Origin of the sequence: Acinetobacter calcoaceticus DSM 30006 = CIP 81.8 (assembly GCF_000368965.1) — a bacterium.
In the GTDB taxonomy this organism is placed as follows: Bacteria; Pseudomonadota; Gammaproteobacteria; order Pseudomonadales; family Moraxellaceae; genus Acinetobacter; species Acinetobacter calcoaceticus.
The window spans coordinates 468,263-480,014 of the sequence record NZ_KB849779.1 but is presented as its reverse complement, the minus strand read 5'-3'; the positions used below and the strand labels follow the sequence as shown (position 1 = coordinate 480,014).

Sequence of the window (11,752 nt, the reverse complement as noted above, 5' to 3'; positions counted from 1 at the left end):
TAACAACATATGAACAAATATGGGTAGTGGTTGTAGTCGCTCCGTTTTAATTTCTTGTCCTAAAAAAACATTTTCCCTCCTTTGTATGGGCATGCCTGCTGCGTTGCCAAATAAAGATAAAATCCAGTCAGCGCAGGAGCAGGATCGATGATCTTTGAATGGATGTCTGATCCCTCCGCTTGGGTGGGCTTAGCTACTTTAATCGTTCTCGAAATTGTTCTGGGGATTGATAACCTCGTTTTTATTGCTATTTTGGCCGAAAAACTGCCGCCAGAACAGCGAGCTAAAGCGCGAGTAATTGGTTTGGTACTCGCTTTGGGAATGCGTTTAGTACTTTTAGCCGCTATTGCTTGGGTTGTGACACTTACCCAACCACTCTTCCATATTTTTGATCATCCATTTTCTGGTCGTGATTTGATCTTGTTGTTCGGTGGTGTGTTCTTGCTCTTTAAAGGCACCATGGAATTACATGAGCGCATGGAAGGCAAACAACTGCAAAAAGAAGACAATCCAGTTCATGCAGCATTCTGGATGGTCATTGTCCAGATTGTCGTGCTTGATGCTGTGTTCTCATTAGACAGTGTGATTACCGCAGTGGGGATGGTCAAAGACAAGAGTGTCATGATGCTGGCAATGATTGTTGCTGTCGGTATTATGCTGTGGGCATCAAGACCACTCATGGACTTTGTTAATAAGCATCCAACGGTCGTTATTTTGTGTCTTGGTTTCTTGATGATGATTGGTTTCTCTTTGATCGTGGAAGGTTTTGGTTTCCATATTCCAAAGGGCTACTTATATGCTGCAATTGGCTTTTCGGTTTTGGTGGAAATTATCAATCAGAGCATGCGTCGCAATCAGGAAAAGCTGGTTACAACCACAGACTTGCGTTATCGCACTGCCTCTGCGGTTTTACGTATGCTAGGAAGTAAAAACAGTGGCTCTAGCTCAGATACACCATCTTCTGATAAAGAAGATGTATTAGCTACTCAAGCTTTTGCCGATGAAGTTTTTGACGAAGAAAATGGGGCTTATCATAGTGTGCTTGTGCAAGGTGTTCTTGGTTTATCAGAACGTCCAGTAAAGTCAGTCATGACACCAAGACCTGAACTTGAATGGATTGATTTAGACGACGAGCCGGAAGTTTTAAAAGAACGTTTAATGTCAATGACACACTCTCGTTTGATTGTTGCACGTGGTGAACTTGATAATATTGAGGGTATTGCACTCACTCATAAAGTTTTGAATGGCTTTATTGAAACAGGTGTGGTTGATTTTCAAAAGCATTTACGTGAACCCGTCATTGTGCATGAAAATGCTCAGGTACTTATGGTGATGGAGCAATTACGTCAAGCGCCTTTGCAAATGGCAATCGTTTTAAATGAATACGGTTCAATTGAAGGTATTGCAACACCAATCGATATCTTAGAGGCAATTGCGGGTGAATTCCCAGATGAAGATGAACTAGATGCAGCCGCTGAGAGCTTGGAAGATGGTTCATTAATACTTGAAGGTTCAACCGACATTCGCCATGTATCTTTGTTATTAGGTCGTGATTTGGTTGATGAAAGTGAGCAATATTCTACTTTATCGGGCTATTTGTTATTCCATTTAGGTCGCTTGCCTGAAAATGGTGAAACTGTTGAAGCCGATGGTTATCGCTTTGAAGTGGTGACGATGGAAGGCCATAAAATTGAGAAAGTTCATATTGTTTCTATCGAACAAGATGAATCAAAAGATTAAATGACATTTCAAGTCTAGAAACATCATAAAATAGCTCAACTCTGAGCTATTTTTTATTTGAGAAACACAAAATGACTCAACAAACTTGTCCGTGTGGAAAAGGGCACTATGCAGAATGTTGTGAGCCTTTACATTTAGGAAAGCTAAAAGCCCTAACAGCTGAACAGCTTATGCGTTCGCGTTATAGCGCTTTTGCATTACAACAAATTGATTATATTGTGAAAACAACTGCTTTAGGTCAGCAAGCTGCTCTTGATAAAGAGGCTATTGCAGACTGGAGTAAACAAAATCAATGGTTGGGTTTAGAGGTGGTCAGTGCCAAAGAAAAATTAGACAAAACGCATGCGCAGGTTGAGTTCAAGGCCCATTATCATGATGGACAAAAAGCTCAGGTTCACCATGAGGTTTCACATTTTGTATGTCAGCAACAACAATGGTTTTTTCTTGACCCCACAGTTGATATGCATGTCACGATGAAACAACCCTGTGTATGTGGCTCTAGAAAAAAATTTAAGCAATGCTGTGCACAATTCCTATAACTTTATCTTAAAATACGCCCACCGTTTGGCCTGAGGGAAAGGGCGATGTTACTCACCGTTATTTATATTATTGCGATTACTGCGGAAGCCATGACAGGTGCATTGTCTGCTGGGCGACGGAGTATGGACTGGTTCGGTGTCGTACTGATTGCCTGTGTGACTGCTTTAGGGGGCGGCTCTGTACGTGATGTACTACTTGGCCACTATCCTTTAACTTGGGTAAAACATCCTGAATATTTGGTTCTGACTTGTTGTGCTGCATTCGTCACAATCATTATTGCCAAATGGATGCGTCACTTACATAACATCTTTTTGGTGCTCGATGCTTTAGGTTTAATCGGGTTTACCATCATTGGTTGCCAGATTGCCTTGCAAATGGGACACGGTTTTGTCGTATCAGCTGTAGCTGGTGTATTGACTGGAGTTTCTGGCGGTATTTTACGTGACATTTTATGTAACGATGTCCCGTTCGTTTTCCGTCGCGAACTTTATGCGAGTATTTCTTTGGTGGCGGTCATCTGCTACTGGGTATGTCAGGATTTAGGGTTAAGTTTAGAGTTAACCGTCATTTCAACCTTAATTTTCGGTTTTACCCTGCGTTTGATTGCCATTTATTTTGGTTTAGAAATGCCTAAGTTTATTTATAAAGATGATGATGCAGAATCGGCTTCTTCAACCGACGAACATTAATCATGTAGAACTTCATGTGAGCATGCTATAACAATTAAATATATTGTCTTGCTCACTTACTTTTTCCAGTAGAGTTTTCCTATGGACCTGATTTCACGTATACAAAATCTTCCAATCGGCAAATTTCACTACACATTATTGTGGGTGGTTGGGCTAGGTTGGATGTTTGATGCGATGGACACAGGGATCATTGCTTTTATCATGACAACCTTAGTCAAAGACTGGGCGCTAACTCCAGCTGAAAGTGGCTGGATTGTGAGTATTGGCTTTGTGGGAATGGCGATTGGAGCAGTTTGTTCGGGAGCTTTAGCAGATCGCTACGGCCGTAAGACAATATTTGCGACCACCATGGCAATTTATAGTATCGCTACGGCCTTATGTGCATTTGCTCCAGATTTAAAGTGGTTATTAATTTTTCGTTTTATTGTTGGTGTTGGTCTTGGTGGACAGTTGCCTGTTGCTGTAACACTGGTTAGTGAATATATACCCGCACATGTACGTGGTCGTTTTATTGTACTCCTTGAAAGTTTTTGGGGTTTAGGCTGGTTAGTTGCTGCATTAATTTCTTATTTTATTATTCCTAAGTTTGGTTGGCATATTGCATTTCTCATGGGTGGCCTCCCACTGATTTATATTTTAGTGATTTGGAAAAAACTCCCTGAGTCGATACCGTATCTCATTAATCGTGGTCGTATTGAAGAAGCACATGCATTAGTTCAAAAATTAGAAGCTCAAGCTGGTGTTCAAATTGTCCATCATATTGAAGTCATGCCTGTAGCTATACGACAAAAGGTTTCTTTTAAACAACTTTGGAGTGGTCCTTTTGCACGCCGTAGTTTAATGCTCTGGCTCATTTGGTTTGGGATTGTCTATTCCTACTACGGTATTTTTACTTGGTTACCGAGTTTATTGGTTAAACAAGGCTATGACATTGTTAAATCTTTCGAATATGTTCTTCTTATGATTTTGGCACAGCTACCAGGTTACTTGGCAGCTGCATGGTTTGTAGAACGCTTGGGAAGAAAGATTACACTAGCTTCTTTTATTGGCTTTTGTGCGTTGTCTGCATATTTCTTTGGACAAGCCGACAGTGTGAACAGCATTATGTTTTGGGGCTGCCTCATGTCATTCTTTAATTTAGGAGCATGGGGAGTGTTATACACCTATACGCCAGAGCAATATCCAGCCAATATTCGAGCTTTTGGTTCTGGTTGGGCTTCGGCAATGGGGCGTTTAGGCGGGATTTTGGCGCCGATCGTTGTTACACATATGATGGTGGCTAAGAACGGATTTAGCCACGTTTTTATGATGTTTACAGTTGTTTTGCTTTTGGTTGCTGCTGTAATTTTGATATTGGGTGAAGAAACCCAAGGAAAAAGATTAGAGTCGATAGGCCTCTAGTTTTGCCTAACTTTATAGCAAGTAACTAAAAATATAGAGAGATGAGACATAATTTGACGCTCAGGTGACAGACTCCCTCTTGTGTCTGTAACATAGCCCACTTAGCATAAGACTCATTTAAAATAACGACTGATTTGGAAGATAAGCTGACTATGACCAGCCTTGCGCATCAAGCGACAGAAAACCGCTCTGTAGCCGAATTTACTGAACAGGCTTACCTGAATTATGCCATGTACGTCATCATGGACCGTGCATTGCCACATATCAGTGATGGTTTAAAGCCTGTACAGCGCCGTATTGTATTTGCCATGAGCGAATTAGGGCTGAAAAATAGTGGGAAGCCAAAAAAATCAGCCCGTACAGTCGGTGATGTACTTGGTAAATACCATCCTCATGGCGATTCTGCATGTTATGAAGCCATGGTATTGATGGCACAGCCGTTTAGTTATCGTTATCCTTTAATTGAAGGACAAGGTAACTGGGGGGCGCCAGATGATCCTAAATCATTTGCTGCGATGCGTTATACCGAAGCAAAACTTTCTGCCTACAGTGAGTTATTGTTAAATGAGTTAGGTCAGGGCACAACTGACTGGCAAGATAACTTTGATGGTTCATTAAAAGAACCCATTACGTTGCCAGCACGTATTCCTAATATTCTACTCAACGGAACAACAGGGATTGCTGTTGGTATGGCGACAGATATTCCGCCGCATAATTTACGTGAAGTGATTAAAGGAACGATTGCCTTAATTCGTAATCCACAAACTTCAGATGAAAAATTGGCTGAATATATTCCAGCGCCAGATTTACCAACAAAAGCTGAAATCATTACTCCACCAGAAGAATTACTCAAAATCCAGACCACTGGTCGTGGTAGTTACCGCATGCGAGCGGTGTACACCATCGAAAAAAATGAAATCGTGATTACTGAATTGCCTTATCAGGTATCGGGTTCTAAGGTCATTACTCAAATTGCTGATCAAATGCAGGCTAAGAAGCTACCATTGGTGGTGGATATACGTGATGAGTCGGATCATGTAAACCCAACACGATTAGTGATTGTACTTCGTTCAAATCGTATTGATGCTGAAGCGGTGATGAGCCACTTATTTGCAACGACGGACTTAGAGTCAAGCTATCGTGTTAATTTAAACATGATTGGTGAAGATGGGCGTCCTCAGGTTAAATCGATTCGTCGTATTTTGCTGGAATGGATTGAGATCCGTAAAAAAACGGTAACTCGCCGTTTAGAATATCATTTAAACCGAATTGAAAAGCGTCTGCATATTTTGGCAGGTCTTTTAATTGCTTATCTTGATATTGATACGGTTATTCGTATTATTCGTGAAGAAGATCAGCCTAAACCTGTATTGATGGAACACTTTAAGATTGATGAGATACAGGCGGAAGCAATTTTAGAACTCAAGTTACGTCATTTAGCAAAACTCGAAGAGATGGAAATCCGTCAAGAGCAGGATGAACTTGCAGCAAAAGCAGCAATTATTCGTGAGCAATTAGGAAATCCAGAATCTTTAAAGAACCTGATTATCGGTGAATTAAAAGAAGACGCGAAAAAGTTTGGTGATGAACGCCGTTCTCCAATTGTAGCGCGTGCTGAAGCTGTCCAGATTAAAGAACAAGACCTTGTACCGGCAGAAACAGTAACAGTGGTTTTATCTGAAGCAGGTTGGATTCGTGCCGCAAAAGGTGCAGATGTTGATGCAGAAAATTTAAACTACCGTGCTGGCGACCAATATTTAAGTCACGCTGTGGGCAAAACCAATCAACGGATTTATTTCCTTGATGAGACAGGGCGTAGTTATGCTTTACCTATCAGCAGTTTGCCATCAGCAAGAGGTTTAGGTGAACCATTAAGTTCCAAACTTGCTCCTGCAAGTGGCGTGTCGTTTATTCAGGTTTATCTAGAAGATGAAGCGTCTGAACTTATCGCTGCTAGTACATCAGGTTATGGATTTAAAACTCAAGCCAAACAGCTAGATACCAATGCCAAGGCAGGTAAAACATTCTTGTCAGTGCCTGAAAAATCAAAAGCTTTACCATTAATATCTGCTCAAAATATGACACATTTGGCTGTGCTCAGTTCAGTAGGTCGACTCTTAATCATTGATTTGGCAGAGCTCCCAAATTTAAATAAGGGTAAAGGTAATAAGTTGATACAACTTGAAGCGAAAGAGCAAATTTTATCCATGACAACCCTGAACTTAGATGAAATAATTCAGGTGGTTGCAGGGCAACAACATTTAAAATTAAAAGGTGATGATCTACAAAAATACCTGGGTAAACGAGCTTCAAAAGGTCAGCTCTTACCACGTGGATATCAAAAAGCAAATAAACTGTTGATTCAGAGATAAAGCTAGCGTCTGGCAACATAAATACGCTATATATGGCAACATGTTCAAGCAATGAACTGAACTTGTTGGTATTGAATAATGATTAAAAGGACAGCAATTTGGAGTACGTAATTTGTACTCCATGCAAAAAAATTGACAGGGTCAAATTGTCAAAATTTCTGTCTCATAATCTTGTTCGAAAGTGTCATGAATGTGCCAATAAGTTTTAAATATGTTCTGGCACCAAGAAGCTAAAGAATAGCTGGGGCATTGAATAACAGTTATTACTAAGGATTACGAATCGGAGATAATGGCATTATGGAAAAAATTTGGTTTGCAGAATACCAAAAGACAGGGATTCCAGAAACAGTAGAATTGCCTGCAGAAAATACCTCACTTGTTGATATTTTTGAGAGTAATTTCCAAAAATTTGGTTCTCGTGATGCCTTTATCTTCATGGATAAGGCGATGTCATTTAATGAGTTAGAACTTGCAAGCCGTAAGTTCGCAACCTATTTGCAAAATTTGGGGTTAGCAAAAGGAACTCGTGTTGCAGTAATGATGCCGAATGTGTTGCAGTATCCTGTAGTTGCATTAGCTGTGTTACGTGCAGGCTTGGTATTAGTGAATGTTAATCCGCTTTATACGGCACGTGAACTTGAGCATCAATTAAATGACTCAGGTGCAGAAGTACTTGTGATCATCGAGAACTTTGCCAGTGTGTATCAAAGCATTTTAGGTAAAACTCCAGTGAAGCATGTTGTAATTGCTACTGTAGGAGATATGCTGGGTACACTTAAAGGTACTCTAGTGAACTTTGTATTACGTAAAGTACGTAAGCAAATTCCAGCTTGGAATATTCCGGGACACGTTAAATTTAATTCAGCATTAAATAAAGAGAGTCCAAGTAATTACAAGCGTCCGACTTTAACCTTAAGTGATACGGCTGTGCTTCAATATACTGGTGGTACTACTGGTGTTTCAAAAGGTGCAGAGCTTACTCATCTCAATCTTGTCGCAAACTTACTTCAGTGTGATGGCATTTTCCAAAGTAAATTTGGTGCAAACGATGGCGCTAAAGGTGACCGTATTGTTTGTGCATTGCCGCTTTATCATATTTTTGCGTTCATGGTTTGCGCGATGTACGGTATGTATAAAGGTCAGGCAAATATCTTGATTCCGAACCCTCGTGATTTACCAGCTGTTATTAACGAGCTGCGTAAATATCAACCATCATTCTTCCCAGCAGTAAATACATTATTTAATGCTTTAGTCAATAATGAAGAATTCAGACAACTTGACCATAGCAAGTTAAAAATGGCGATGGGCGGTGGTATGGCTGTTTTATCTTTTACAGCAGAAGCTTGGAAGAAAATTACTGGCACAACCATCATTGAAGGTTATGGCTTGTCAGAAACCTCACCAGTAGCAACTGCAAATCCACCTGCTTCTACTGAATTCAGTGGCACAATTGGTATTCCGTTACCTTTAACTGAAGTTGCCATTTTAGATGATGACGGTAAAGAAGTTGCTTTAGGTGAGCAAGGCGAAATCTCGATTCGTGGACCTCAAGTCATGAAAGGCTACTGGAAACGCCCTGATGAGACAGCTAAAGTCATGACAGCAGATGGTTTCTTCCGTACGGGCGACATCGGCGTGATGGATAGCCGTGGATATACCAAAATTGTAGATCGTAAAAAAGATATGATTTTGGTTTCTGGCTTTAACGTTTACCCAAGTGAAATCGAAGAAGTTATTGCTAAACATCCAAAAGTATTGGAAGTTGCAGCGATTGGTGTTCCAGATGAAAAATCAGGTGAAGTGCCAAAACTCTTTATTGTGAAAAAAGATCAAAGCTTGACTACAGAAGAGGTTTTGAGCTTTGCTAAAGAGAACTTAACAGGCTATAAGCGTCCTCGTTATGTTGAGTTTATGGATGAATTACCAAAATCAAACGTAGGCAAAATTTTACGTAAAGACTTACGTAAACCAGCTTAATCGGTTAATAAAAAAAGCGCCTTAGGGCGCTTTTTTTATTTTAAATTTTATGACTTTTTATAAACCAGCGGTCTATATAAGGGCGTCCAATTCCGACCATCCCCACAAAAACAAGCATTGTGCCGAGTTGCAGGCGTAGGTGAGTTAAATCAAGCTGACCATAACTTAAATAATTATCTGCTAAGCAATATACGGTAATCACAATTAACCAGTGCCATAAAGGAAGTCGCTTAATACCGACAGCAATAAAGGTAATTGTTAAAATAACAAAGGTGCCAAGTGTCGATTGCCAATTCAAATTTGCACAAATCACACTCAGTAAAAAAGCGACAATAGGGAGTACGATCTTTAATATGCGATCTATCTGAAGTTGATTCTGTTTTTGCTTATCCAAGACTTCAAACAGTTCTTTTTGATCAGGTTGTTGCATACATGGCCCTATTCATCAGTGTTGACAAGTGATTGCATAAAATTTCAGGTAAAAACGCAATGTTATGATAGCATGATCAACAGTATTTTCAGTGATGGATGGCACTATGCAGGGCATCAGCGGCATTATCTATATTATTTTAGTGGCATGTTTGCTGCCATACGCATTTACCGCAATTGCAAAAATTACAGGTGGTTTTCAGCCTGCCGATAATCAAAACCCGAGAGCTTTTTTTGCCAAAACAACTGGTCTGGCTGCTCGCGCTAATGCCGTACAACAAAATAGTTTTGAAAGCTTACCTTTATTCTTAACGGCTATTTTAATGGCCGAATATATGGTTGTTCCAGAATATTTTATTCTGAGATTAGGTTGGGCATATATTATTTTAAGAGTTATTTATGGGATCTGCTATTTAAGTAATTGGGCAACTTTACGCTCGATTGTCTGGTTCTTATCTATATTGTGTCCAATCTTCTTATTAGTGGTCACGATTAAACTGACTTGAGTGTCATTCTGTCATCATTCATATCAACTTTCGCGTGTGCGCATTGTATAATCGGCATCATTTTGATGATATCCACGCTATAATCGAGTGGATTTTACATCTGACTTCATAACGAAAGAGTATTGATATGAGTTACAGCGATATCCCAGCAGGTAAAGATGCCCCAAATGACATCTATGTCATCATTGAAATTCCTGCAAATGCAGCACCAATTAAATATGAAATCGACAAAGATTCTGATGCATTGTTTGTAGACCGTTTCATGGGCACAGCAATGTTCTATCCAGCGAACTATGGTTATGTTCCAAATACTTTGTCTGAAGATGGCGACCCGTTAGACGTACTTGTTGTAACTCCACATCCTGTTGCTGCTGGTTCTGTAATTCGTTGCCGCCCAGTGGGCAAATTAAAAATGGAAGATGACGGTGGTATCGATGCGAAATTAATCGCTGTTCCACACGAAAAATTGTCTCCACTTTACAAAGATGTGAAGGAATATACAGATCTTCCTCCATTGTTGATTAGCCAAATTGAGCATTTCTTCAGTCACTATAAAGATTTAGAACCAGGTAAGTGGGTAAAAATCAGTGGTTGGGAAGGTGCTGATGTTGCTAAAGCTGAAGTACTAAAAGCAATTGAAGCTGCTAAATAAGCTTTAATTGATAAGCTCAGAGTTTCTCAATTGATATTCTGAGCTTAATAAAAAACCTACATCTGTTGCCAGATGTAGGTTTTTTTATGTTTGATAGATCTATGAATTAGAATAATTTCACAGGAATATCAAGGAAGATACGCCATTCATTGGTGTCTGGCATATAGTCTGCAGTATAAGCGTCGTCAGCACGGTAGATTGAATTACGTAAACGTAAGCTTGAACCTTTAGCAAAACCACTTTGAACTGTATATTTTACTTGGTTGAAGAATTCGCTTTCGTTTGAATCATCTGCACCATTAGATGTTTTGATATCCCAACCATAAACATACGCTGTAGTCCAGTTTAGACCTGGTAATACACCTAACTTACCAAAGTCGAGGCTATATTGGATTTGTGCAGATTTTTCATCATTACCGATGAAGTCAGACAGGTAAGAGTTTGGCAAATAGACACTTTGGCCGCCGTCTTGGTTCGAACCATAGTTATAACCAATGTTGCCGCTGTTTTGTTGGTACGCTAACATCACACTATGTGGGCCAGTCGCATAAGTTCCTGAAACTGCCCAAATATTATTGGTTTTGTCTTCGCCAGCTGGGCCAGTTGCGTATGACAATGACGCATTTTTATCAAATTTAGTATGATAACCACTGAAGTCATAAGTAAGTGAGCTGTCATTAGCAAGCAGTTGCTTGTAGTTCACATTGACATAATGACGATCAAGTTTGTCTTTTACATCAACACCGTAGTAAGAACCGTTTAGTTGATCATCAAACTTATATTTTGCACCCCAAACCACAGCACGGTCTAAACCATTTTGGTCAGTCGCAATTTGGTCTGAATATTGGTTTTTAGTGAATTTACCAGCAATGATTTCTAAATCTTTGATTTCATGGCTAGTTAACAATGTACCTGTGAAATATTCAGGAACCATACGTGCAGTGTTACTTGCAAGAACAGGTAAATCGAGTACTTGAGTACCATAACGTACAGTCGTATTCGAGAAACGAGCCTTTACGCTACCGCCACCACGTGTCCATTGATCGTACGGATTTTCACGTACGCCATTGTAACGAGGAATCATTTGGTTACCGTTATTGTTATTTGCACCAATTTTGAATGAAAAATCACCAACAGCGCCCACACCGAAACCAACGATACCTTTGGTAAAGCCAGAATCTAGCGTAACAATTGCTGATTGAGCAAATGAACTGTCATCTTCAACGCCATTTTTCTTGTCACGTTGAATATAACCTGTACGGAAGAGAATAGAACCGTTCGCATCTTCAACAAATCCTTTTGCCTCACTTTGCTCACTTGCCTGAGCTGAGGAAATTATTGCCGCAGAAATGAGAACTGCTAATGTAAGTTTTTGTGCATTTAGCATATTTAAAGAACCTCATAAAAACGATAAATCCTGTGCCTTGTTATTGTTCAGGGCCTAGG

Annotated in this window: 10 protein-coding genes; 8 read left to right on the top strand and 2 right to left on the bottom strand. The window is 39.9% G+C overall.

The window, feature by feature from the left end; all coding sequences use genetic code 11:
• Positions 1 to 147: 147 nt before the first annotated feature.
• From F936_RS04655 to F936_RS04630, 6 genes are all read left to right on the top strand, one after another.
• On the top strand, positions 148 to 1,740 hold the full coding sequence (locus F936_RS04655; RefSeq protein ID WP_005045265.1) for a TerC family protein: 1,593 nt from the start codon (positions 148 to 150) through the stop codon (positions 1,738 to 1,740).
• Between the two features lie 71 nt (positions 1,741 to 1,811).
• A complete protein-coding gene (locus F936_RS04650) occupies positions 1,812 to 2,279 on the top strand; it encodes a YchJ family protein (RefSeq protein ID WP_005045263.1) in 468 nt (155 codons plus the stop codon).
• A gap of 45 nt (positions 2,280 to 2,324) precedes the next feature.
• On the top strand, positions 2,325 to 2,969 hold the full coding sequence (locus F936_RS04645; protein WP_005045261.1) for a trimeric intracellular cation channel family protein: 645 nt from the start codon (positions 2,325 to 2,327) through the stop codon (positions 2,967 to 2,969).
• Between the two features lie 81 nt (positions 2,970 to 3,050).
• Positions 3,051 to 4,370 (top strand): niacin transporter NiaP, encoded by a 1,320-nt coding sequence (niaP, locus tag F936_RS04640; RefSeq protein ID WP_005045259.1) that lies wholly within the window; start codon positions 3,051 to 3,053, stop codon positions 4,368 to 4,370.
• A gap of 152 nt (positions 4,371 to 4,522) precedes the next feature.
• Positions 4,523 to 6,742, top strand: a complete 2,220-nt coding sequence (parC, locus tag F936_RS04635; protein ID WP_005045257.1) for a DNA topoisomerase IV subunit A — start codon at positions 4,523 to 4,525, stop codon at positions 6,740 to 6,742.
• A gap of 297 nt (positions 6,743 to 7,039) precedes the next feature.
• On the top strand, positions 7,040 to 8,719 hold the full coding sequence (locus F936_RS04630) for a long-chain-fatty-acid--CoA ligase (protein WP_005045255.1): 1,680 nt from the start codon (positions 7,040 to 7,042) through the stop codon (positions 8,717 to 8,719).
• Positions 8,720 to 8,759: 40 nt separating this feature from the next.
• Here F936_RS04630 and F936_RS04625 read toward each other — a convergent pair whose 3' ends face one another.
• Positions 8,760 to 9,149 carry a hypothetical protein gene (locus F936_RS04625; protein ID WP_005045253.1) on the bottom strand — a complete coding sequence of 130 codons (390 nt, stop codon included), beginning with the start codon at positions 9,147 to 9,149 and terminating at the stop codon, positions 8,760 to 8,762.
• A 106-nt stretch (positions 9,150 to 9,255) separates the two neighbouring features.
• On the opposite strand from F936_RS04625, the gene F936_RS04620 reads away from it, so the two are divergent.
• Entirely contained in the window at positions 9,256 to 9,654 is a 399-nt protein-coding gene (locus tag F936_RS04620) for an MAPEG family protein (RefSeq protein WP_003654397.1), read from the top strand.
• A 127-nt stretch (positions 9,655 to 9,781) separates the two neighbouring features.
• Complete coding sequence (gene ppa, locus F936_RS04615; RefSeq protein ID WP_004640620.1) at positions 9,782 to 10,306, top strand: inorganic diphosphatase; 525 nt, start codon at positions 9,782 to 9,784, stop codon at positions 10,304 to 10,306.
• A 106-nt stretch (positions 10,307 to 10,412) separates the two neighbouring features.
• Here the strand turns inward: ppa and F936_RS04610 are convergent, their stop codons facing one another.
• Complete coding sequence (locus tag F936_RS04610) at positions 10,413 to 11,693, bottom strand: OprD family outer membrane porin (protein ID WP_005045250.1); 1,281 nt, start codon at positions 11,691 to 11,693, stop codon at positions 10,413 to 10,415.
• Positions 11,694 to 11,752: the final 59 nt, after the last annotated feature.